This is a genomic window from Kitasatospora sp. NPDC114501, from assembly GCF_055633695.1.
In genome coordinates, this window is sequence record NZ_JBVKDS010000007.1 from 197151 (window position 1) to 219404 (window position 22254).

At 72.7% G+C, this 22254-nt stretch carries 19 protein-coding genes; 13 read left to right on the plus strand and 6 right to left on the minus strand.

The genetic code is table 11. The features are described 5' to 3' along the window. Positions 1-28: 28 nt before the first annotated feature. Positions 29-895: a GNAT family N-acetyltransferase gene (locus tag ACZ7RU_RS15225; protein ID WP_470341399.1), complete on the plus strand. Its 867-nt coding sequence runs from the start codon at positions 29-31 to the stop codon at positions 893-895. 188 nt (positions 896-1083) lie between these two features. Here ACZ7RU_RS15225 and ACZ7RU_RS15230 read toward each other — a convergent pair whose 3' ends face one another. After that, positions 1084-2103 (minus strand): zinc metalloprotease, encoded by a 1020-nt coding sequence (locus ACZ7RU_RS15230; protein WP_470341400.1) that lies wholly within the window; start codon positions 2101-2103, stop codon positions 1084-1086. A gap of 516 nt (positions 2104-2619) precedes the next feature. Here ACZ7RU_RS15230 and ACZ7RU_RS15235 point away from each other — a divergent pair. Then, positions 2620-4800 carry an SdrD B-like domain-containing protein gene (locus tag ACZ7RU_RS15235; RefSeq protein WP_470341401.1) on the plus strand — a complete coding sequence of 727 codons (2181 nt, stop codon included), beginning with the start codon at positions 2620-2622 and terminating at the stop codon, positions 4798-4800. A 137-nt stretch (positions 4801-4937) separates the two neighbouring features. Here the strand turns inward: ACZ7RU_RS15235 and ACZ7RU_RS15240 are convergent, their stop codons facing one another. Further along, positions 4938-5915 (minus strand): phosphotransferase family protein, encoded by a 978-nt coding sequence (locus tag ACZ7RU_RS15240; protein ID WP_470341402.1) that lies wholly within the window; start codon positions 5913-5915, stop codon positions 4938-4940. A 406-nt stretch (positions 5916-6321) separates the two neighbouring features. Between ACZ7RU_RS15240 and ACZ7RU_RS15245 the strand changes: the two genes are divergently transcribed. Next, positions 6322-6627, plus strand: a complete 306-nt coding sequence (locus ACZ7RU_RS15245; RefSeq protein ID WP_470341403.1) for a hypothetical protein — start codon at positions 6322-6324, stop codon at positions 6625-6627. A gap of 63 nt (positions 6628-6690) precedes the next feature. Here the strand turns inward: ACZ7RU_RS15245 and ACZ7RU_RS15250 are convergent, their stop codons facing one another. Continuing rightward, complete coding sequence (locus ACZ7RU_RS15250) at positions 6691-7926, minus strand: helix-turn-helix domain-containing protein (protein ID WP_470341404.1); 1236 nt, start codon at positions 7924-7926, stop codon at positions 6691-6693. A 331-nt stretch (positions 7927-8257) separates the two neighbouring features. Between ACZ7RU_RS15250 and ACZ7RU_RS15255 the strand changes: the two genes are divergently transcribed. The 8 genes from ACZ7RU_RS15255 to ACZ7RU_RS15290 all read left to right on the plus strand — a co-directional run bounded on the left by ACZ7RU_RS15255 (position 8258) and on the right by ACZ7RU_RS15290 (position 17892). Further along, the gene (locus ACZ7RU_RS15255) at positions 8258-8788 is read left to right on the plus strand and encodes a helix-turn-helix domain-containing protein (RefSeq protein WP_470341568.1); all 531 of its coding nucleotides are present in this window, start codon (positions 8258-8260) and stop codon (positions 8786-8788) included. 757 nt (positions 8789-9545) lie between these two features. Beyond that, the gene (locus ACZ7RU_RS15260) at positions 9546-11081 is read left to right on the plus strand and encodes a flavin-containing monooxygenase (RefSeq protein ID WP_470341405.1); all 1536 of its coding nucleotides are present in this window, start codon (positions 9546-9548) and stop codon (positions 11079-11081) included. Beyond that, complete coding sequence (locus tag ACZ7RU_RS15265; protein ID WP_470341406.1) at positions 11074-12009, plus strand: alpha/beta fold hydrolase; 936 nt, start codon at positions 11074-11076, stop codon at positions 12007-12009. Before ACZ7RU_RS15260 ends, ACZ7RU_RS15265 begins: the two co-directional genes overlap by 8 nt. Continuing rightward, positions 11993-13387, plus strand: a complete 1395-nt coding sequence (locus ACZ7RU_RS15270) for a flavin monoamine oxidase family protein (protein ID WP_470341407.1) — start codon at positions 11993-11995, stop codon at positions 13385-13387. Before ACZ7RU_RS15265 ends, ACZ7RU_RS15270 begins: the two co-directional genes overlap by 17 nt. Continuing rightward, positions 13384-14088, plus strand: coding sequence for a transporter (locus ACZ7RU_RS15275; protein ID WP_470341408.1), 705 nt, complete (start codon positions 13384-13386; stop codon positions 14086-14088). The genes ACZ7RU_RS15270 and ACZ7RU_RS15275 overlap by 4 nt, the downstream gene beginning before the upstream one ends. A gap of 26 nt (positions 14089-14114) precedes the next feature. Then, positions 14115-15506 (plus strand): NAD-dependent succinate-semialdehyde dehydrogenase, encoded by a 1392-nt coding sequence (locus ACZ7RU_RS15280; RefSeq protein WP_470341409.1) that lies wholly within the window; start codon positions 14115-14117, stop codon positions 15504-15506. After that, on the plus strand, positions 15503-16618 hold the full coding sequence (locus ACZ7RU_RS15285) for a Zn-dependent alcohol dehydrogenase (RefSeq protein WP_470341410.1): 1116 nt from the start codon (positions 15503-15505) through the stop codon (positions 16616-16618). The genes ACZ7RU_RS15280 and ACZ7RU_RS15285 overlap by 4 nt, the downstream gene beginning before the upstream one ends. Before the next feature lie 17 nt (positions 16619-16635). Next, the gene (locus ACZ7RU_RS15290) at positions 16636-17892 is read left to right on the plus strand and encodes an aspartate aminotransferase family protein (RefSeq protein WP_470341411.1); all 1257 of its coding nucleotides are present in this window, start codon (positions 16636-16638) and stop codon (positions 17890-17892) included. A gap of 372 nt (positions 17893-18264) precedes the next feature. Here ACZ7RU_RS15290 and ACZ7RU_RS15295 read toward each other — a convergent pair whose 3' ends face one another. Both ACZ7RU_RS15295 and ACZ7RU_RS15300 read right to left on the minus strand, forming a co-directional pair. Next, entirely contained in the window at positions 18265-18753 is a 489-nt protein-coding gene (locus ACZ7RU_RS15295) for an isochorismatase family protein (RefSeq protein WP_470341412.1), read from the minus strand. 274 nt (positions 18754-19027) lie between these two features. After that, positions 19028-19837 (minus strand): nucleotidyltransferase domain-containing protein, encoded by an 810-nt coding sequence (locus ACZ7RU_RS15300; protein WP_470341413.1) that lies wholly within the window; start codon positions 19835-19837, stop codon positions 19028-19030. Between the two features lie 120 nt (positions 19838-19957). On the opposite strand from ACZ7RU_RS15300, the gene ACZ7RU_RS15305 reads away from it, so the two are divergent. Next, positions 19958-20377, plus strand: a complete 420-nt coding sequence (locus ACZ7RU_RS15305) for a DUF4259 domain-containing protein (RefSeq protein ID WP_470341414.1) — start codon at positions 19958-19960, stop codon at positions 20375-20377. 22 nt (positions 20378-20399) lie between these two features. Here the strand turns inward: ACZ7RU_RS15305 and ACZ7RU_RS15310 are convergent, their stop codons facing one another. Further along, entirely contained in the window at positions 20400-21638 is a 1239-nt protein-coding gene (locus ACZ7RU_RS15310; protein ID WP_470341415.1) for an MFS transporter, read from the minus strand. 149 nt (positions 21639-21787) lie between these two features. On the opposite strand from ACZ7RU_RS15310, the gene ACZ7RU_RS15315 reads away from it, so the two are divergent. Then, positions 21788-22231: a winged helix-turn-helix transcriptional regulator gene (locus ACZ7RU_RS15315; protein ID WP_470341416.1), complete on the plus strand. Its 444-nt coding sequence runs from the start codon at positions 21788-21790 to the stop codon at positions 22229-22231. Positions 22232-22254: the final 23 nt, after the last annotated feature.

Genomic DNA, 22254 nt, shown 5'->3' on the forward strand with positions numbered 1-22254 from the left:
CCGTCGCGGTGGGGTGGGATTCGGGGACATGACGATCGTTTTGAACGAACCCGGTGTCGACGGGCTGACCGGGGCCGTGGACGCGCTTCGCGCATGGCAGGACGACCGGACGCCGCTGCAACTCCATCCGGGGGACCTCGGCTGGGCCTGGGCGCTGGGCGCGGAGAGGCTGGCCGCGGCCGTCCGCACCTGGAGCGCGGACGGGCGGATCGTCGCCGTCGGATACCTGGACGGCCCCGATGTGCTGCGCCTGACGACCGCGCCGGACCTGCGACAGGACGAGGAGCTGGCCCGCCGGTTGGCGGCGGACCTCGATGATCCGGAGCGCGGGGTACTGCCGCCGGGGAAGGTCGGCCTCGAGATCCCCGACGGCGCGCGGCTCCGCGAGGTCCTCCTGGAGGCGGGCTGGCATCCGGACGAGTCGTGGACGCCGCTGCGCCGCGACCTCTCCGAGCCCGTGGAGGACCCCGGCCTGCGGATCGAGGTGGCCGGTCCCGAGACGGCGGAGGTACGGACCGCGGTGCACCGCTCGGCGTTCGGCAGCCCGAGGTTCACCGAGGACGTCTGGCACGTCCTCGCCGCCGGACCGCTCTACGCCGACGCCCGCTGCCTGATCGGCTACGACGGCCGGCACCACGCGGTGGCCGCTGTGACGGTCTGGTCGGCCGGCCCCGGCAGGCCCGGCCTGCTGGAGCCGATGGGCGTCCACGCCGACCATCGCGGACACGGCCACGGCGCCGCGATCTGCGTCGCCGCCGCTGCCGTGCTGCGGGGCATGGGGGCGTCGAGCGCGCTCGTCTGCACCCCGAGTTCGAACGCCGCCGCCGTCGCCACCTACCGGGCGGCAGGATTCGAACCGTCGCCCGAACGCCTGGACCTCGGCCGACCCGCCTGAAGACGTTCGGGCGGCGGTACCGCACAGGGCCGCGTCGCTGACCTGGCTGGGGCCGAACGCCCTTCGGCGGGTGCGTGGCGTCATCGCCACGCACCCGCCGGCGTCAGGGCGGCGGTCGCCGGAACAGGGTGGCACGCCGATCAGGGTGGACGGCCGATCAGGGCGGACCGCCGGGACCGGACTCGTCGTCAGGCCCGGTAGGCGGCCCAGGCGCTGGACATCCGGGCGACCTGACCCGGGGTGAACTGGGTCATGCAGGAGTCGTAGGTGTAGTCCATGAAGTTGTGGATCGGGTCGACGCCGGTAGCGGTGCAGGTGTCCCGGCCGGCCGGGCACTGGTAGGCGGCGCTCTTCTCGGCCGGGGTGTCGGAGACGTAGTCGCCCTGGCCGCCGCAGCCGCCCTGGAAGGTGTGGTACAGCCCGAGCCAGTGGCCGACCTCGTGGGTGGCGGTGTCGCCCTCGTTGTAGTTGGCGGACGAGCCGCCGGGGAACGAGCTGTCGAGGATGACCACGCCGTCGTCGGTCGGGTTGGACTGGTAGCTGCTCGGGAACGTCGCCCAGCCGAGCAGCGACTGCCCGAGCTTGGCCGTGTAGATGTTGAGGGCGTTGGCACCGCCCTTGCGCAGCGTGCTCTTCATCGACTTCTCGGCGGTGGAGCCCGGCGTGACGCCGCTGTACCAGGTCGCGTTGTCGGTGTAGTCGGTGGAGACCAGCTGGAACTGGAACTGGCTGGGGGTGTTGCCCGCGCCCTGGCCGCCGTAGGCCGCGTTGAGGACCGCGATCTGCTTGGTGATGTCGGTGGCCGTGAGCTTGCCGGTGGTCCCGGAGTGGACGACGTGCATGTACACCGGGATGGTGGTGGCCGTCAGCGTGCCGGGGGCGAGGTTGCCGCCTTGGGCGGAGTTCGCCAGCTGGGCGACGCGGGCCTTGAGGTCCGCGTCCATCGCCTTGGCCTGCGCGTCGGTGACGGCGTTGGGCTCTTGGCCGCCGGGGCTGCCGGCGGGCTTGCGGGCCGCGGCGTCGTCGTGGCCCGCCGCCTCGACGCACTCCGTGGAGGCCGCGGTGGTGGAGGCCGCGGCGGTGGTGGCCGTGGCGGTGGTGGCCGTGGTAGGGGCGGCGAACTGGGTGAGGCCGAGGGCCGCGACCAGCGCCGCGGCGCTGAGGAGTCTGCCGGCGGCACGCGAGGGGACGCGAACGGAACGACGCATCTGCGCTCCTGGGGGATCGTGGGGGACGGCGGCCGAGGGGGACCGCCGGGGCAAGGCTACGCAGGGGCGCGTGTACGCGTCAGACGCGTTCCGGCCTGGAAGTTCTGACGGCAAATCGGACATAATCCGGAGGTTTTGGCGCCCGGGACCGGCTGTACATGGAGCATCTCCCGTCGTGGGCGCGCACAGGACCGGCTCCGGACTGTCCGAAATTCGTCGCCCCGTTTGCTCCCTGCCCGTCCGCCCCGCCCGTCGCCCGGCCGGATGAACCGGACGCCGTCGGCATCCGCGAGCCGAGCGGCGGTAGCGGTTGCCACTGGTCCGGCCGTGGGCGCGTGCGGTCGCACATGTGAGGTCGTATCCGAACTAGATGCGATTTCCGCGCCCGTTCCCCGTCACACACACCGGTGAACGTGCCCCGAAGCGGCGGCGTGGACGAGCGGTTGCCGCTCTCCTGGGGGTCCTGTCCGGATCGGGCGTTCGCCCGTCGATCACGAGAGTGGGGCCCAGGTGGGGATGAGAAGACGGAGGACGGGCGTCGCGCGGGCCGCGGTGCTCGCCGCCGTGCTGACCGGCAGCGGGTTGCTGTCGGCGCCGGAGGCGTTCCCGCAGAGCGCGGACGGGACGGTGACGGTGCGGGTGGTCCGGGCGGTGGACGCCTCGGGTACGTGGACGCCCGCGCTGGAGCCGGGGCTGCCGGGGGTGAAGGTGACGCTCACCGGCGGGGGCCGGGTCCACGTCGAGGGCATCACGGCGGCCGACGGGACGGTGACGCTCGCGCCGCCGCCGCGGAGCCGGGAGCGCGGCGGCGACTACCGGGTGCGGGTGGTGAATCCGAAGCCGGGCGTGCTGTTCCCCGCCTTCGCCTCGCGGCAGGGGCTGGACGGCGCGCCCGGACTGCTGAGCTCGAACGACGAGTTCGTCGACCTCTCCGACGGTGCGAAGGTCTCGTACACCACGGGGCTGTGGAGCCCCGGCGACTACTGCCAGCAGAACGCACCCGTGGTGACGACCTGCCAGAACACCGCGTGGCAGGGCGGTGCGCAGCGCACGCTGGTGTCGTTCCCGTACGGCGCGCACGGCCAGGCCGGCGTGGACGTGGACGTCACGGACATCGCCACCACGGCGCAGACCGGCACGCTGTTCGGCGTCGCGTGGAACAGGGCCGACCGGCGGGTGTTCTCCTCGGCGGCGGCCAGGCGCACCACGGCCTACGGCCCGGGCGGCTCCGGCGGGATCTACGTGACCGACCCGGCGCAGCGCGGGACCACGCTGTTCACCACCGTCCCGGACGCCGGAGGCACGGCGCACGGGCCGGGGACGGACGAGGCGTTCCTGGCGGTGCCCGGCAAGGAGAGCCTCGGCGGGCTCAAGGTGACGGACGACGGCCGGGACCTGTTCGTCGTCAACCTCAACGACCGCCGGCTGTACCGCTACGACGCCACGGTGGCGAGCGCGTCGGCGCCGAAGGCCGTCTACCCCGTCCCGGATCCGGGCTGCCCGTCGGCCGGGGACTGGCGCCCCTTCGGTCTGGGCCTCCAGGACGGGACCGGCTACCTGGGCGGTGTCTGCTCGGGCGAGTCGACGGGCCGGGCGGCGGACCTGCGGGCGGTCGTGCTGCCCTTCGACCCGGCCACCGGCCGGTTCGGCCCGGCCGTGCTGGACCAGCCGCTGGACTACCCGCGCGGGTCGACGGTCGGTGCGGGCCCGTGCGACGGTGCGGGCTGGTTCCCGTGGACGGACACCTATCCGGCCGTGCAGAACGGCCAGGCCTGTTCCGGCTACCGTGCCCAGCCGGAGCCGGAGTTGGCCGAGGTCGGCTTCGAGACGGACGGCTCGATGCTGCTGGCCTTCCGCGACCGCCTCGCCGACCGGGCGGCGGGCCAGGCGGCGGCGGGCGGCGCGGTCGGTGAGGTCATTTCGGGCGGTGATCTGAACAAGGCCTGCCCGGCGGCGGACGGCGGCTACGTGCTGGACACCAACGGCGGCTGCGGGCTCCCGCCCCGGGGCACCCGCTTCTTCGACACCAGCCGGATGGGCTTCCACCACAACGCGGCCTACGCCGGGATGGCGCTGTCCAAGGTGGAGACCACCGTCGGGATCTCCGGGTTCGACCCGAACAGCACGGCGTTCGGCTACGGCACGTCGTTCCTGCGGCGGGCGGACGGCGGACAGGCCCCGGTGTCCGGGCTGCGGCTCAACCCGGCGGACGTCCCCGCACCGTTCGGCAAGGGCGCCTCGATGGGCGACCTCGAGGTGCTCTGCGACCGGGCGCCGCTGCAGATCGGCAACCGGGTCTGGTACGACCCCGGGCGTACGGGCGTCCAGCAGCCGGGCCAGAGCCCGGTGCCGGGCGCGACCGTCCACCTGTACGACGGGGCGGGCACGCTCGTCGGGACGGCGCGGACGACGGCGCGCGGCGAGTACTACTTCGACGACTCGAACGTGGACGGCGGCCTCAGGCCGTACACGGCGTACACGATCCGGCTGGACGAGCCGTCCGACTACGCCGAGGGCGGTCCGCTGCACCGGTGGGTGCCCACCAGGCGCGGCGTCGGCGGCGATCCCTTCATCGACTCCGACGGTGCCGCCCCGCCGGGCGGACGGTATCCCGAGCGGTCGCTGACCACCGGCGGGCCGGGAGAGAACGACCACACCCTCGACTTCGGGTTCCGGCGCTGCGGGTGCGGGCACTGACGCAGGTCCTGCGCGGCTGGGGCACCGGGGGCGGCGTGATCCTGTGAGCCCCTGCGCCTTCTGGCCGGCCCTGGCGGAGCCGACGGCCTCGCGAGCGGTCGGCCGGTCGGTCGCGGGGCGGCCTCGGCCGAGTGCGATCAGATCCAGCCCCGGCGCTCCGAAAGCCAGTTGAGGACGACCTCGCCGGACCAGGTCTGGTGCCCGCGCAGCGCCGGCGAGCCGGGCGGCGGGGGCTGGGCGCCGGAGCGCAGGAAGAGCCCGGCGAGGGCCGCGAGCACGGCGTCCAGCTGTTCGGGGGCGACGCCACGGGCGGTGGGGTGCTCGGCGAACAGCCGGGAGGCGTCGTGGCCGTCCGCGTGGGCGGTACCGAGCAGTACCGTGAGGTCGAGCCAACTCGGGCCGAGGCAGGGCCAGTTCCAGTCGCAGACCCAGGTACGGCCGCGCCCGTCGAACAACACGTTGTCGCGGCGCAGGTCGAAGTGGAGGACGGAGCCGCCGACGGCGGCCGACACCCAGCCGCTCTCCAGCTCGGCCAGCGGTTCGATCAGGCTCCTGGGGAACCACCGAGGCAGGTCGTCGGCCCGCTCCCCGGAGGACAGTTGGCGCCAGCCGTCGAGCGACCGCTCCTCGGTGAGCGGCTTGAGCCCGATGCCGAGCAGGGCACGGTTCGGGTGCTCCAGCTCCTGCGCGATCGCCGCCCAGGTGTCGAGGACGGCGGCGAGTTCGGCGGGGCGCCACGGGTCGGCGGGCATCCGCGCGGCGGCGACCGCGTCCAGTCCGAGGACCACCCAGCCGTCCTCCTCGTCCATCCAGCGCAGGCGGGGCGCGGGCACGGCGGTGGGCAGCGCCCGGTTGATCAGGGCCTCCCGCCGATAGCAGTCGGCGATGACCGGATCGCTCGCGCTGTCGGCGGCCTTCACGAACCGCGGCCCCCGCGGGCCGTACAGGACGGCCGCGAAACCCGGTGTGAACCCGCTGCCCGCGCTCGGCCCGGCCGTCACCCGGCCGCCGAGCCGCCGCTCGACGGACGAGCGGACACCGTCCGGCAACTGTGACCAACTCGGCCGGACGGCGGTGGCGCCGGCGGGCGGCTTCGGCGTGCGGGTGCTGGGCATGCGCAGCATGTTGCCGCGCCCGCGTGGCGTCCTGCCACCGATATTTCACGTGGCGCCGCGAGAGCACGATGCCCTGCACTTCGTGGCAGATGTCCCCGGCCGCCCGGTCCCGATCCGTCCGCATCAGGAGCCGCTGCTCCCCGAGCACGACGTCCAGTCCGGTGACCGAACCCTCGCGCCCGGCCACCCGTTCCGCGACGAAACGGTTGCGCTTGACCCGCACGGCGCCTGGCGGAAGCGGGTCCGGTGTGTATGAGCTCGGCGAAGTCCCGGCCGCCGAGGTGTGCGGTGAAGGGCAGGCGCGGACGGATTCGCCAGCGGGACCGGACGGCGGTGCCCGGCGCGGTCAACTCCGGACCCCGCCGGGAACCCGTCGACCCGCGGCTTCACCCCGACGATCCCGTCGTTGATGCCCGCAGCCGCCGAGCGTGTGGCACTCGGCGACCGCTCGGCCGTCGCCGGCCTGCGCGCCGCGTACAGCGCCTTCACCAACGGCGAGAAGGACGAATCCGACACCGAGGACGGTGCCTTCGCGCCGTCTGTGGCCGACCACGCGCCGGGGCAGCCCCAGACGCCGGTGTACCCGATGTTGAAGACGGCCGTGCCGAGCACCTGCCCGACCGGATCGAACCCGACGCCCTTGATCGCCGTGAACTCCTCGGGCGACAGCGCAGAGCCCCAGGTGTTGCTACGCCGCCGGCGAGAGCAATGAGGTCTCCCCCTTCCCGCTCGACCGCAACACCGGCGTGAGACCGTGGTCCGCTACACGTGAGGGTCAGTTCGAGCCGGTCGCGAGGATGCCCGGCGCGATGTCCAGCACCAGGAGCGCCGCCGCCACGTGGGTCGGGTTGTCCTCGACCTTGACCGTCGAGAGCTCGTTCGCGCGCGAGACCCGCCGCTCGACGGTGTTGCGGTGCGCGTAGAGGCCCGCGGCGGCGCGGGTGGTGTTGAAGCCGCACTGCACGTAGGTGAGGAGCGTCCGCCGCAGTGCCGGGTCGGCTTCGACCAGCGGACCGAGGGTGTTGATGACGAACCGTCGAGCGCCGGCCCGGTCCTTGGTGAGCGCGTCGATCAGCTCGACGTCGGCGTAGGCGGTGAACTGCCGGTCGGATGCGAGCCGGACGACCAGCGCCTGCGCCGCCAGAGCGTCCTGGTGGCTGGACCTGAACCCTTCGAGCCCGTGGCCGGGCCTGCCCACCGCGCCGCGGACCCCGGGCGCCGTCGTCATGACCTTCTCCACGGGGTGCAGGTCCGGGACGCCCGCACCGGAGAGCCAGATCCAACGCGAGGTGGCGCTGGCACGCGCCACCAGGGCGCTGCGGTCCGAGACGGCGGCGCCCACCGCCGCGACCGCCTGGTCCAGGGCGTCGACGTGCCGGGGGTCGTCGACCCACAGCACGAGACCGGTGTGCCAGCGCCCCATCCGGTAGTGCAGACGCCCCTCTGCGAGGTCCTGCGCCATCGGCGCCCCACTGGCGATCAGCTGGATCAACGCGATCGCCTCGGCGTCCGCGTTGCCCATCGCCGCGGCGAGGCCGGCTTCGCGCAGCGCCAGGACGGAGTCGAGGGCGTACTGCACCAGCGACTTCGCCGACACGTCCAGGACGTCCACCAGGAGGTCGCGGTCGGTACAGCGCGCCGCGCACTCCTCCAGCCACCGCCGCCAGCCGATGCCCAAGGCCACGCGCCAGGCGCCGACGAAGTCCGGAGCGATGCCGCGGGACACGAGGTCGTTGATGTAGGCCGTGGCCCGCGGGCCGACGTACGGCTCCACCCGCCGCCCCGGCTGCTGAACGTTCGCCGTCAACCACTGCACGAGATCGGAGCGGTTGAGCTCGCGATCCTCCTCGACCAGGGAGGCGTCCGCGAGCAGGGCGGGGTCGTTCTGGGCCACGAGAGTGGGCGGGGTGAGGACGTCGATCATGGCGTCCGTCTCCCTCAACAGGCGCTGGCACAGGGACCTGATCGCGTCGGCGACCTCGGGGGAAGGCGGGGGCCACAGCTCGTCCATGTCTGAAGTCTGCTCCTGATCTCGAGAAGCCAGTGCACCCGGCGTGCGCCGCGGCACCGGCGGTGGGGGAGTCGGGCGAGCCGGGGGAGGCCCGTACATCGCCCTGCCGCCGTCACCGCGCGGGGTCCCGGAAATGGCCCCGTCCGAGGGACAGCGCCCAACATGACCTAGCCTCGTGCTACGGAGGGGCTCGCCGGAGTCGGCCGCCGGCCACCCGCCGGCCGGGCGGCCCCGGCTCTGGGACAGGCGGTGAACGGACATCGACAGCAGCAGGACGACCGACGGGGCGCCGGAGGGCTCGCCCGCCCCCGAAGGCTCCGCAGGTCCGCGGCTGAGGGAGATCAGGGCCGGTCGAGGGTTGTCGTTGACGGAGGCCGCACACCGCGCGGGCGTCACCAAGGGCTTTCTGAGTCAGTTGGAGCGTGGTCTCACCAGCGTGTCCGTCCCGACGCTGCTGCGGATCTGCGAGGTGCTGCGGATCGGGGTGGGGGAGCTGTTCGACTACCCGGACGAACCGGTCGTGCAGGGCGGGAGCCGGATCGACATGGGCGGTGAGGGCGTCGTCGAGTACCTGCTGACGCCTGCCGACACTACGGCGTTCCAGGTCTTCCGCTCGGTGATCGAGCCGGGTGGTGGCACGGGCGGCCCCTATCGGCTCGGCCCGGGAACAGTCTTCGCGCTGGGGCTGAGCGGCTCCACCCGTCTGATCGTCGGTGGCGAGACCCGGATGCTGTCGGCCGGCGTGTCCACTTCGTTCTCCGGCGAGGTGCTGCACCAGTTCGACAACCCGGGGCCGATGATGAGTGAGGTCCTGTGGGTGGTGTCGCCCCCGCTCCTGCGCGCCGCCCGAGGGCAGGCCTAGTCCCGTTTGCGCAGCTCCTGGCGGCGGATCTTCCGCGCCCCGCCGTGGGCGGACGGCGTGTGCCCGGCGCGCGGCGGGGTGCGCAGCACCCAGGCCGACGTACCGTCGGTGAGCCGGTAGGTGAGGTTGGAGCGTCCTCAGGCGATCAGCTCCGTCCGCAGGGGGCCGGCCGGCGCCGTGCCGTACTCACTCACGGGGGACCTTCGCATCGAGTCGTTGGCAGGCGGTCGGGAGGCACGTCCGCTTCCGCCGGACGAGCGCGTGCGCCGGGCCGGCTGTGGCCGAGCGAGCGCGACGGAGTCGGCGACCACCGAACGGACCGGACCCGCCGGGCCGGGGACCGCGAGGCTGTCGTTCACGGCGAAGGCGACGGGCGCCGAACCGGCCACCGTTCCGAACGGTGCCGCTGCGGTGACGGTCATGCACACGATCCGCGGGATACCGAGCCTGCGGCACAGCGGGCCGGCTGGTCCTGCGATGTCTCCGGCAGGTTCGACGTGCCCTCCGGAGTGGAGATCGGCCATGCGGCCACCTTTCGGCTGACAGGCGGTGCGGGCTCGCCGGGAGGGTTTAGTAGCAGTAAACGACGCAAAGCTCTATCACGCCGGCGGGGGCGCCACAAGGGTGGCGGCATCGCACGGCCGGCTTGTGCGTGGTGCACCAAGTCTGGCGCAAGGAGGGTGCGCACTGCCGTTCCCGCTCGTGGCCACGGTTGGCGACAGTGAGGTCACGACACCGGGAACAGCGAGGAAACGCCATGACAACCAAGGTGCTCGACACCGTCGAGGAGTTCGACGTGGTCATCATCGGAGCGGGCATCTCCGGAATCGGTGCGGCCAGCTACTTCAGCCGGGAACTCCCCGGCAAGTCTCTGCTCGTACTCGAGGGCCGCGACAACATCGGCGGCACCTGGGACCTCTTCCGCTATCCGGGCATCCGCTCGGACTCGGACCTCCACACCTTCGGCTACGCGTTCAAGCCGTGGCGCCACGAAGCAGCGATCGCCGACGCGCCGCTGATCCGCGACTACCTCCGGGAGACGGCCGAGGAGAACCGGCTGGAGCCCCTCATCAGGTTGCGCCACCGGGTCGTCCGGGCCGAATGGTCCTCGCTCGACCGCCGGTGGACCCTCACGGTGGAGGTGGCCGACTCCGCCGGCGGGCCGAGCGCGACGAAGACCGTCCGCGCCGGATGGGTGTTCGCGGCCACCGGCTACTACCGGTACGACGAGGGCTTCTCTCCCCGTTTCCCCGGGCAGGAGGACTTCGAGGGCACGGTCGTCCATCCCCAGCACTGGCCCGAGGACCTGGACTACGGCGGCAAGAAGGTCGTCGTCATCGGCAGCGGCGCGACCGCGATCACCCTGGTGCCGTCGATGGCCACCGGGCCGGGGGCCGCCCGGCACGTGACGATGCTTCAGCGGACCCCGACGTACGTGCTGGCCCTGCCGCGCGTCGACAAGCTCGCCCTGACGCTCACCAAGGTGCTCGGCGAGGAACGCGGGTACGCCGCGACGCGGTTCAAGAACATCTGGCTCGACCGCGCGGTCGTCAAGGGACTGCGCACGTTCCCGAAGGCCGGGCGACGGCTGATCCGGCACGAGAACCGCAAGCGGCTGCCCAAGGGGTTCGACGTCGACAAGCACTTCAACCCGCCGTACGACCCGTGGGACCAGCGGCTGTGCCTGGCCCCGGACGGCGACTTCTTCGACGCGATCAAGAACGGTCACGCGAGTGTCGTCACCGACACGATCACGCGGTTCAGCAGGCGCGGCATCGTGCTCGGCTCGGGCGAGGAGCTGGAAGCCGACGTCGTCGTCACCGCGACGGGGCTGAACCTGCAGCTCTTCGGCGGCATGCCGATCGTGGTCGACGGCCGCGAGGTCGACCTCGCGGACGCGGTCTGTTACCGCGGGATGCTGCTGAGCGGGATCCCCAACTGGGCGATGGCGATCGGCTACACCACGTCGTCGTGGACGCTCAAGGTGAGCCTGATGTGCCGCTACTTCATCGACCTCGTCCGGCACATGGACGCCCACGGGTACGACCGGGTGGTCCCGGTCGCCCAGCCCGGGATGGAACGCAGGCCGGTGATGGATCTGAAGGCCGGCTACGCCAAGCGCGCCGAGAGCACGCTCCCCAAGCAGGGCCTCGAGAAGCCCTGGCGGATGGCGTTGTCCTACCCCGAGGACGCCAAGGCGCTGCGCGGACCGGTCGCCGACAACAACCTCGTGTTCGGCAGCGCCCGCGGGGTCGCGCACCCGTCCGACGGGGGGCGAGCGACCCGTGCCTGACTCCAGCGGCGTGGCCGGCGCGGACCAGTTCGCGGCCCTGCCCTCCGGGCTGACGATCTGCTTCCGCGACCACGGCGACCGGACCGACCCCGCCATCCTGCTCATCGCCGGCATGGGCGAGGACCTCACCTTCTGGACCGAACCGTTCTTCGGCGCGCTCGTCGTCCGCGGCTTCCGGGTCGTGGCGATCGACAACCGCGACGTCGGCCGGTCGACGTTCGTCGCCGCACCGCCTCCCGCGCTCTGGCGGCAGATCGCCGCCCGCCCGCGCGGCGACGCCTACGCGCTGGCCGCCATGGCCCAGGACGCCGTCGGCGTCCTCGACCACCTGGGGATCGCCCGGGCCCACGTGGTGGGGCGGTCGATGGGCGGGATGATCGCGCAGACCGTCGCGGCCACGGCGCCCGAGCGCGTGCTGTCGCTGACGTCCCTCTACTCGACGACCGGGGCGCGGAAGGTCGGCCGGCCGGCGCTCTCGACGATCCGGCTGCTCGCCGCCCCGCCGGCCCGGAACAGGACCGACGCGGTCCGGGCCCACCTGCGGCTCACCAGGCACATCGCGGGAGCGGGGTACCCCATCGACGACGCGGCAGAGGCGGCCATCGCGGCGCGCGGCTGGGATCGCAGCGCCGGTGACCCGGCGGCCGGCGTGGCGCGCCAGATCCAGGCCATCCAGCGCTCCGGGGACCGGACGGCCCAGTTGAGCACGATCACCGCACCGACGCTGGTCATCAACGGTGACCGGGACCTGCTGGTCGACCCGAGCGGCGGCGCCGCGACCGTGAAGGCGATCCGCTCGGCCCAGCAGGTGGTCATCCCCGGCATGGGGCACCACGTCCCCGAGGCCCTCGTCGGCCCCATCACCCAGTACATCGCGCAGCACGCGGCCCGCGTGGGCGAAGGAGGAGACCATGTCCGCATCCCTTGAGCGCGACTCCCGGGACGCCACGGTCGACGTCGTGGTCGTCGGCGCCGGCTTCGCCGGCCTGAGCGCCGCCGAACGATTGACGAGCGAGGGCCGCTCGGTCCTGGTCGTGGAAGCCCGCGACCGGGTCGGCGGCCGATCGTTCTCCGGCGAGGTGGCAGGCGTCAAGGTCGACCTCGGAGCGACGTGGGTGTCACGACGCCACACCGCCATCCGGGACCTCGCGAACCGGATGGGGTGTACCACGACCGGCCAGTTCGACCAGGGTCGCAACGTGCTGTGGTTGGCAGGCCGGCGCCGCACCTACAGCGGCACCATCCCCAAGGTCTCCCCCGCGACCCTGGTGGACATGGCCCGCATGCGGACGGCGGTGGACAAGCTGGTCGCGACCATCGACGTGAGCACCCCGTGGGAGACGCCCGGGGCGGGCCGGCTCGACGCCGTCTCGTTCGGCGAGTGGCTCGACCGGAAGAACGCGCTGCCCAGCACCCGGGCGCTGATGACCATCGTCAGCAAGGTGCAGTGGGGCTGTACCCCGGGCGACGTCTCCCTGCTGCACGTCCTGCGCTACATCCGTGCAGCGGGCGGGCTCGACCACATGCTGGACGTCGAGGACGGAGCGAACGAGGACCGGTTCGTCGAAACCACCCAGGAGATCGCCAAGCGGGTGGCGGAGCGGCTCGGCGACCGCGTGCGGCTGGCGACACCGGTGCGCCGCATCACCCAGGACGGCAACGGCGTCACCGTCCACACCGACTCCGGCGAGATCCGCGCCGGGTACGCGATCGTCACGGCCGCCCCGGCGCACCGCGCCACCATCGAGTACGAACCCGCTCTGCCCGAGCAGGCCGAGGGGCTCACGCGGACCTGGCGCATGGGCGTCCTCAGCAAGGCGTTCGTGGCCTACGACAAGCCTTTCTGGCGGGCCGACGGCTGCTCCGGTGAGGCAGTGACCGACACCGGGACCGTGTTCATCACCTTCGACGTGTCCCCCACCCCTGCCGGACCGGGCGTCCTGATGGCCTTCTGCGACCCTCGCGTCTTCGACGGCTTCAGCCCCGAGACCCGACGCGACCTGGTCGTCCGGCAACTCGTCGACCTCTACGGTCCGCAGGCCAGCACCCCGATCGACTACCTGGACCACCGCTGGGGAGCGGAGCCGTTCGCCCCGGGCGGCCCCCACCCGGTCGCCGGCCCCCACGCGACCGTGAGCTACGGCCGGGCGCTCACCGAGCCCCACGGGCGCATCCACTGGGCCGGCACCGAAACCGCCGGTGAGTGGGCCGGCACCATGAACGGCGCGGTCCTGACGGGCCAGCGCACCGCCGAGCGCGTCACCGCGCTGCTGTCCCGCGACGTGCGCGAGGGGGCGTCGAGATGAAGGTGGCGCTGTTCCTGCTGGCCGACCTGTGGATGATCTTCGCCGGCTACTTCTACGGCTTCACGTTCATCCGCCGGTACGGCAACTACCTCCTCGGTCTCGAGGCGATGGTGGTCGCGACGTCGGGCAGCAACTTCCTGGTCTGGTCACTGCTGGGCGCCGACCCGGGCAGCGTCCTGTACGCCGTGGCCTACTTCTTCGACGCCTTCTCCAGGTCCGTCGGCATCACGGTCATCCTGATCATGGGTCTGATGACGGTCACCCACCGCTACCGGCCAAGCCGAGGCGTCGACATCGCCGTGTTCGGAGCCGCGGTCGTGGCCGGCCTGTTCCTCCGGCCGTTCCACGGCGCGGACCTCCACACCGACCGCGCCGCGTTCTCGGTCGCCGTGTTCTACGTCGTCGTCAACCTCCTCACGGCGGTCTTCCTCGGGTACTTCGTCAAGCGGCTCTGGCAGGCAGGCGCGAGGCGGCCGGCGATCCGGACGGCGCTGGTCACGGCCGCCGGGACCACCATCGCGCTCGTCTACGACTTCTTCCCCCTGCCGTTCGACGACGCCGACCGCACGGTCTTCTACACCGCCGCGCTGGCGACCTGGGGCACCCAGATGTTCGTCTACTTCCGCGCCTACCGCGTGCTGCACGACCGCACCGCCGCCTCGGACGCGAACCCGGCCCGCGCAGTCGGAGCCCCCGCATGAACCCCGGACACGAAGAAGGAGTCAGGATGGCGAACAGGCATGTGTACGCGGTGGTGGACCCCGCCGACGGCACGGTGGTCGAGGAGTACCCCACCGCGACGGACCAGGCCGTCGACGGGGCGCTCGACGCGGCGGCGAAGGCCTACCCGCACTGGTCGAAGCAGACCTCCGTCGCCCAGCGCGCCTGGCTGTTGAGCGCCGTCGCCGACCTGCACGAGGAGCGCGGCGCGCAGCTCGCCGCGATCATCCGGCGGGAGATGGGCAAGCCGCTGGACCAGGCCCTCGCGGAGGTCGAGTTCAGCGCCTCCATCTACCGGTACTACGCCGAGAACGCGGAGGCGTTCCTCGCCGACGAGCCGATCGAGCTCCTGGGGGGAGAGGGCACCGCTCTCGTCCGCCGCCAGCCGATCGGCGTGCTCCTGGGGATCATGCCCTGGAACTACCCGTACTACCAGGTGGCCCGGTTCGCCGCACCGAACCTCGCACTGGGCAACACCATCGTGCTCAAGCACGCGTCGCAGTGTCCGGAGTCGTCCGCTGCCCTCCAGCGGCTGTTCGCGGATGCGGGCGCTCCCGAGGGCTGCTACGTCAACGTCTACGCCACCCGCGAGCAGATCGCCGTCGCCATCGCGGACCCCCGGGTGCAGGGGGTCTCCTTCACCGGTTCGGAGCGGGCCGGCGCGGAGGTGGCCGCGCAGGCCGGGCGCAGCCTCAAGAAGGTGGTGCTCGAACTGGGCGGCTCGGACCCCTTCGTCGTGCTGTCGACCGACGACCTCGACGCCACGGTCCGAGCGGCGGTCGAGGCCCGGTTCGAGAACACCGGGCAGGCGTGCAACGGCGCGAAGCGGTTCATCGTCGCCGACGACCTCTACGACGCCTTCCTCGACGCGTTCATCCACAAGGTGCTCGCCATGACCGACGGCCTGGCGCCGCTGTCCTCGGTCGCCGCCGCCGAGTACTTGGAGGAGCAGGTCGGGCGAGCCGTCGACCACGGAGCGACTTTCGTCTCCGCACGGCAGCGCGAAGGGGCGCACTTCCCGCCCGGCGTCCTGACGGACGTGTCGCCGACCTCGCCCACGGCCGCCGAGGAGCTCTTCGGCCCCGTCGCGATCCTCCACCGGGCCCGGTCCGAGGACGAGGCGGTCGAACTGGCGAACGCCACACCGTACGGACTGGGCTCCTACCTGTTCACGACCGACGCCGACCAGGCGGCACGCGTCGCCGACCGGATCGACGCGGGCATGGTCTTCGTCAACGGCGTCGGCCTCGAAGGCGCCGAACTGCCCTTCGGCGGGGTCAAGCGGTCCGGCTTCGGCCGGGAACTGGGCCGGGCCGGAATCGACGAGTTCGCCAACCGCAAGCTCATCCGCACCGCTGCGACCCGTCCGGCGCAGCCCACGGGAGGAAACCCGTCATGACCATCGAGTTCGACGCCGCCGTCCTCCGGGCCCCGGGCGCGCCGCTGACCATCGAGCGGGTCTCCCTCCCCTCGACACCCCCGCCCGGCGAGGTGCTCGTGCGGCTCGGAGCGAGCGGGCTCTGCCACAGCGACCTCCACGCGCTGGTCGGCGAGTGGGAGGTGCCGTCGCCGATGATCCTCGGCCACGAAGGGGCCGGGACGGTCGAGCGCGTCGGCGAAGGCGTCACGACCCTCAAGCAGGGCGACCACGTGGTGCTGTCGTGGACGCCGTCGTGCCGGCGCTGCCGCCACTGCGTCGGCGGCAGGCCGGTCCTGTGCGACATGGTCAGCCGGCACTCGGCGAACCACCTGTCGTTCGACGGCCGGTCCCGCGTCACGTCCGCGGACGGGGGCGACGTCTACAGTTTCGCGGGCCTGGGAACGTTCGGGCAGTACGCCATGGTGCCCGAGTCGGCGGCGATCGCCGTCCGCCAGGACGCGCCGTTCCCCCAGGCCGCCCTGGTCGGATGCGCCGTCACCACCGGTGTCGGCGCGGCCGTCAACACCGCCAAGGTGCGTCCGAGCGACACCGTGCTGGTCCTCGGCTGCGGCGGCGTCGGCCTCAACGCGATCCAGGGCGCCCGACTCGTCGGCGCCCGGAAGATCATCGCCGCCGACGTCTCCGACGACAAGCTCGAGCAGGCCCGCCGCTTCGGCGCCACCCACGTGATCGACAACCGCGGCGAGGACCTCGCCGAGCGGATCTCCCAGCTCACCGACGGACGCGGCGTGGAGGTGGCCATCGAGGCCATCGGGCTGCCGCGCACCATCGAGGCTGCCTACGCGGTCCTCGCCCGGGGCGGCACGGCGGTGGTCGCCGGGCAGGTGGCGGACGGTGTGCGGATCTCCATCGACCCGTTCGTCATGTCCGACCAGGAGCTCTCCCTCATCGGGTCGAACTACGGCTCCAGCACGCCGGATTCGGACTTCCCCCTGTTGATCGACCACTACCTGGAGGGCCGGATCGACCTCGACTCCCTCGTGACGCGAGTGATCGACCTGAAGGACGTCAACGAAGGCTTCGACCGACTGAAGGCCGGCATCGGCATCCGCTCGGTGATCACGTACTGAAAGGCGGTGGCCATCGCATGGCCCTGGAATCGTCCCGACTGGCCTTCGAGCGGGCCCGCCGCAGCCTCGGCGGCGGTGTGGGGTCCGGCCTGCGCGCCGCGATGCCTCCTCACCCGCTCTTCGTGCGGGAGGCACACGGCGCCCACGTGTGGGACCTCGACGGCGACCGGTACACCGACTACGTGATGGCCTGGGGGCCGCTCCTGCTCGGTCACGGTGACTCGCGGGTGGTGTCCGCGGTGTCCGACGTCGTGACCAGGATGCAGGTCGTCGGCACCGGCCACCCCTTGGAGTACCTCGCGGCGGAGGCGGTCCTGGAGGCCGTCCCGCACGGCGAGCGACTGCTGTGGAGCAATACGGGGACGGAGGCGGTGCAGGTCGCGCTCCGCCTCGCGCGCGCCGCCACCGGGCGGCGTCGCGTCCTCAAGTTCGCCAAGAGCTATCACGGCTGGCACGACACCGTGTACGCCGGCATGTCCGAGGACGACTGCGACCGCCCCGCATCACCCGGCGGCCCGGGACAGTCGACCAGCGTGCTGGACGACCTGGTCGTGGCGCGCTTCAACGACGTACACCTGGCCGAGCGCCTGCTGGGCGAGGCCGCCGAGCGCGACATCGCCGCCGTGCTCGTCGACCCGGTGATGAGCAACGCCGGCGTCGAAGCGCCCGCACCGCGGTTCCTGTCGACGCTGCGCACTCTCTGCGACCGGCACGGCGTCGTCCTGGTCTTCGACGAGGTGATCGCCGGGTTCCGGATCGCACGGGGCGGGGCGGCCGAGAAGTACGGCGTGCCACCCGACCTGTCCGTCTTCGGAAAGGCGATGGCCGGAGGCTTCACCCAGAGCGCCGTCGTCGGCCGAGCAGAGCTGGTCGATCAGGTGACCGCCGGTGTGGTTCACGCCGGCACCTTCAACGCCAACCCGATCGCCCTGGCAGCCGTCGAGGCGACGATGCGCGTCCTGGCCGATCCCGCCGTCTACGAGCAACTCGAAAGGACCTCGTCCGAGTTCGAAGCCCTCGTCGGCGGCGCTCTCGGCGCGTCCTCCGACTTCGGCCGCTTCAACCGGGTCGGCTCGCTCCTCCAGTACGTCCCCGCGGGCGGGGCCACCGGCCTCCACGGGACCGGCGGCCTCTGGGCCGTGATCCTCGAAGGGATGCTGCGTCAAGGCTTCCTGTTCATGCCGTCCGGCAAGGTCTTCCTCAGCACGGCGCACACCACCGCCGACATCGAGGCGACGGCTGAGGCCCTCGACCAGCTCCTGAGGAGGGTGTGACGTCCGGCCCGAGCCGGTGCGCGGCCCGCGTGGGCGAGCGAGGAAGCCACGTCCGGATCTCGTGAACCGAGTTCCGCAGCCGAGTTCTGCGGCTACCGTGCGAGCTCCCGCAACGGGGGCCGGATCGCCTCCGTCCCAGGCGGCGACCTGCGGCTCCTGAGCCTCTCCACCTCCGGATGGTGTCCGGCATGGTGCGGGTGGCCGAGAACTCGGCGCGCTTCGCGGAAGACCTCATCGATCTCGAAGACCAGGAGGGGCCGCTCACACCTTTCCGGGCGTGAGCGGCACCAGCACGCGCGACCGGTCGGTCACTTCGGGGCCGGCGCCGCCGGCCCGGGTCGACACCTGTCGGGAGTGGTCAGCGGGCCGGCGTCAGCGGTAGTCGGCGGTGCTCCGCACCTCGCCGAAGCGCGGGAAGATCCGTTCCACGGCGAACTCGTGCTCGTCCGCGGCCAGTCCGGACATCGCGTCGGCCACGAACTCCAGTTGGTAGCCGTGGTCCGCGGCGGCCCGTGCGGTGGACTCGACGCCCATCGTGGTGACCAGTCCGGCGATCACCAGGGTGTCCGCACCCAGTCCGCGCAACTGCTCGTCCAGGTCGGTGCCGTAGAACGCGCCGATGGTGCGCTTGACCACCACGACGTCGCCGCCGTGCACCAGGCCGTCGGCGAAGTCGCTGCCCGGCGGCTGCTCGGCGACGTTCGGGCGCTCCACCCGGACCAGCACCACCGGCCGCCCGCTCGCCCGGAACGTCTCGGCCAACTGGCGGCAGCGCGCGAGCACTTCGTCACCGGTGTGCGGGGCGAGCGGGAGGTCGATGATGCGCGGCATCAGGTCGATGAGGATCAGTGCGGAGGTCATGACGAACGATCGTAGGGCCTACCGCGGACCGGGAACCGGGGTCGCCCGTCGCCGTCCGGTGGGTGCTCGGCGGCGCGGACGGCGCCGCCGCCTCGGGTCATGCCGAAAGGGATCCGCACCGGTGCTCCGGCTCGAAACGCGACCCCTCGGGCGGGTCGTCAGCGGTGAGACCGGTACGGGTCGTCGGCGGTCGGGGGCGCGACCTGCGGGGTGACGGTGCCTACGGTGGCTTCGAGGGCGTTCTGGACGCTGTCCCGGGCCTTCCCGGTGTCCGTCACGGGCGGGGTGCCTTCACGCCGTGGACGGCGGCGTATTCGGCGGCGAGCCAGGGGCCGAGGTCGTCGATGAGGACGGCCAGGGCGGCGCGGTCGGCGCTGGCGGTGCGGGCGGTGTCGGCGGCCAGGCGCAACTGGGCGGCGCGGTCCGGGTAGTAGCCGGCGAAGGCCTCGGCGGAGGTGGCGAGATCGCTCGTCCAGCCGCCCCAGCGGGGCATGACCAGGGTGAAGCCGGTGCGGACCAGGCGGCGGGAGACGACGCGGGCGAGGCGGCGCAGGTCGGCCTCGGTGCCGGCGGCGGCCAGGCGTTCGCGCCAGCTCGGGAGGACCAGGGCGAGGTCGCCGTTGGTCTCCCGGGCGAGCAGTGAGGTGGGGCGGTAGCGGGGCAGCCGGGTGGCGAGGTCCTCGCCGAGCAGCGGGGTGCAGAGGCAGGCGACGAACCAGCCCAGGTCGTGGCGCTCCGGTTCGCTGAGCAGTGTGCCGGTGCTGGAGAGCAGCACGCCGACGCCGTCCACCTGGGCGAACTCGGCGTCGAGCGAGGCTTCGAGGGCGTCGGCGGCCGCCCGGTCCGCGGCGGTGGGCTCGTGGTGCAGGGCGAGCAGCAGGTCGAGGTCCGAGACGCCGGGCGTCGCGGTGCCGCGCGGGATGCTGCCGTAGAGGTAGGCGCTGTGCAGGTGGACCGGGGCGAAGGCCTCGGTGATCCGCTCGCGGGCGGCGGTGACCACCGGCGCGAACGCCGGCGGCACCCGGTCGAGCGAGCCCTCCCGTGCGATGTACCCGTCCCGGTCGAGCCCCTGAGTGGTGGTCATGACCGTACGATGCCCCATCGTTGCCGCGCTGACCAGCGAATATCCGTCGGCCCGGCGAATTGTCAGTGGGGTGTGCAAGCATCCGTCGCATACGAACACGAGTGGCGTGAGGGGATGGGCATGGGTACCTGGGACATCGGGCACTTCGACAACGACTCGGCGGCGGACTTCGGCGGCGGCCTGGACGACGCGGCGCCGGGGGAGCGTGAGGCGCTGCTGCGGTCGGCGCTGCTGCGCGCCGTCCGGGCGGAGGAGTTCCTGGACTCCGACGAGGCGGTCGAGGCGGTCGCCGCCGCCGCGCTGGTGGCGGCGCAGTGCCCGGGCGGGGCGGCGGTGACCACGGCCTACGGCCCCAAGGAGCCGCTGCCGCCGCTCGCCGCAGAGCTGCGTCCGCTCGCGGTGCAGGCGCTCGACCGGGTGGTCGCGGAGGAGTCCGAGCTCGCCGAGCTGTGGGACGAGACGGCGGAGGGTCCGGCGTGGCGGGAGGGCATACGGGTGCTGCGCGAGGTCCTCGCCACGGCCGTGCCGGCGGCGAGTTGAGCGGTCCGGAGCCGAGCGGCCGTCACCGGCGGGCCGCCGCCCACCAGTAGCCGAGCGCGGTGAGGCTGGTGGCGGCGCCGAGCAGGCAGACGGCCGTCCAGCCGCCGTGGTCGTAGACGACGGTGGACAGGATCGCGCCCGCGCCGCACCCGGCGGAGTAGAGCAGCATGTAGCCGGCGGTCAGACGGCTCTGCGCCTCGGGGCGGACTTGGTAGAGGAGGTGCTGGTTGGCGACGTGGACGGACTGCAGGCCGTAGTCGATCACCACCATGGCGAGCACCAGCCACCAGACCGAGTGCGGCAGCAGGGCGGCCGGGAGCCAGCCGACCAGCATGGCCGACAGGCCGATTCCGGCGGTTCGTTCGGCCCGGCCGCGGTCGGCCTGGCGGCCGGCGTACCCGGCGCCGAGGGCTCCGGCGGCGCCGGCGAGCCCGAAGAGCCCGATCTGGGTGTGGCTGAGGTCGAAGGGCGGTGCGGCGAGCGGCAGCACCATCGGGGTGAGCAGGACGGTGATGGAGGTGAAGCTGAGCAGCGCGAGGACGGCCCGGACCCGGAGCACGCGCTCCTGCGCGAAGAGCACGAACACCGAGCCGACCAGGCGCGGGTAGCCGATCCGTTCGGCCGCCCGGTGCCGCTCGGACGGGACGGCGGCCGCGACGGCCAGGGCCATGGCGGCGGTCGCGGCGGCGGAGGCGACGTAGACGGCGCGCCAGCCGGCCAGGTCGCCGATGGTTCCGGCGACGGTGCGGGCGAGCAGGATGCCGACCACGATGCCGCTGGTCACGGTGCCGACCACCCGGCCCTGGTCGCCCGGCGCGGCGAGTTGGGCGGAGTAGGCGACGACCACCTGGGCGACGACCGCGAGGACGCCGACGGCGGCCATCGCGGCGAGCAGCAGCGGAGCGGAGGGGGCGAGCGCGACGGCGAGGAGGGCGAGGACGGACAGCCCGAGCTGGGCGGTGATCAGGGTGCGGCGGTTGACGTGGTCGCCGAGCGGCACGAGCAGCAGCAGGCCCAGGGCGTAGCCCGTCTGGGTGAGGGTGCCGACCAGGCCGATGGTCGCCGGGTCGATGCCGTAGTCGCGGGCGATCAGGTCGAGCAGCGGTTGCGAGTAGTAGACGTTGGCGACGGCGAGGCCGCAGGCGACGGAGAGCAGCCAGGCGACGACGGGTGACAGGCCGCGCGGTGGGGCCCCGGAGGTGGCGGATGCGGCAGCCGGATCGGAGGTGGCCGATGTGGTGGTGCGGGCGGGAGAGGTCATGGGCGGGACTCCCTCGGAGGGCGCGGTGGTTTCAAAGTGCTACCGCAGCACCATGGCATATCCTGGTTTTAATAAGCAACCACGTCTGGATCGGTACGCTGGGCGCCGGCCGGTGACAGGCGACAGGCGGCAGCTGAGAGGTGGGAGAAGTGCCGAAACGCACCACGCACGAGGAATCGACCTGCCCGGTCGCCCGTCCGCTCGATGTCGTCGGCGACGGGTGGACGCTGCTGATCGTCCGGGACGCCTTCGACGGGCTGCGCCGCTTCGGACAGTTCCAGAAGAACCTCGGCCTGGCCAAGAACATCCTGTCCTCGCGCCTGGCCAACCTGGTCGCCAACGGCGTGTTCGACCTCGCCCCGGCCGCCGACGGCAGCCCGTACCAGGAGTACGTGCTCACCGAGAAGGGCCGCGCGCTGTTCCCGGTGATCACGGCGCTGCGGCAGTGGGGTGACCAGTGGTTCTTCCAGGAGGGCGAGCCCCGGGCGCGCCTGGTGGACCGCGAGTCCGGCACGCCCGTCGCGCCGGTCGAGGTGCGCTCGGCGGACGGCCGCGTCCTCGGGCCCGAGGACGCGCAGGTGCTGCTTCCCTGAGGCGTGCCGCTGCCACCGGCCGG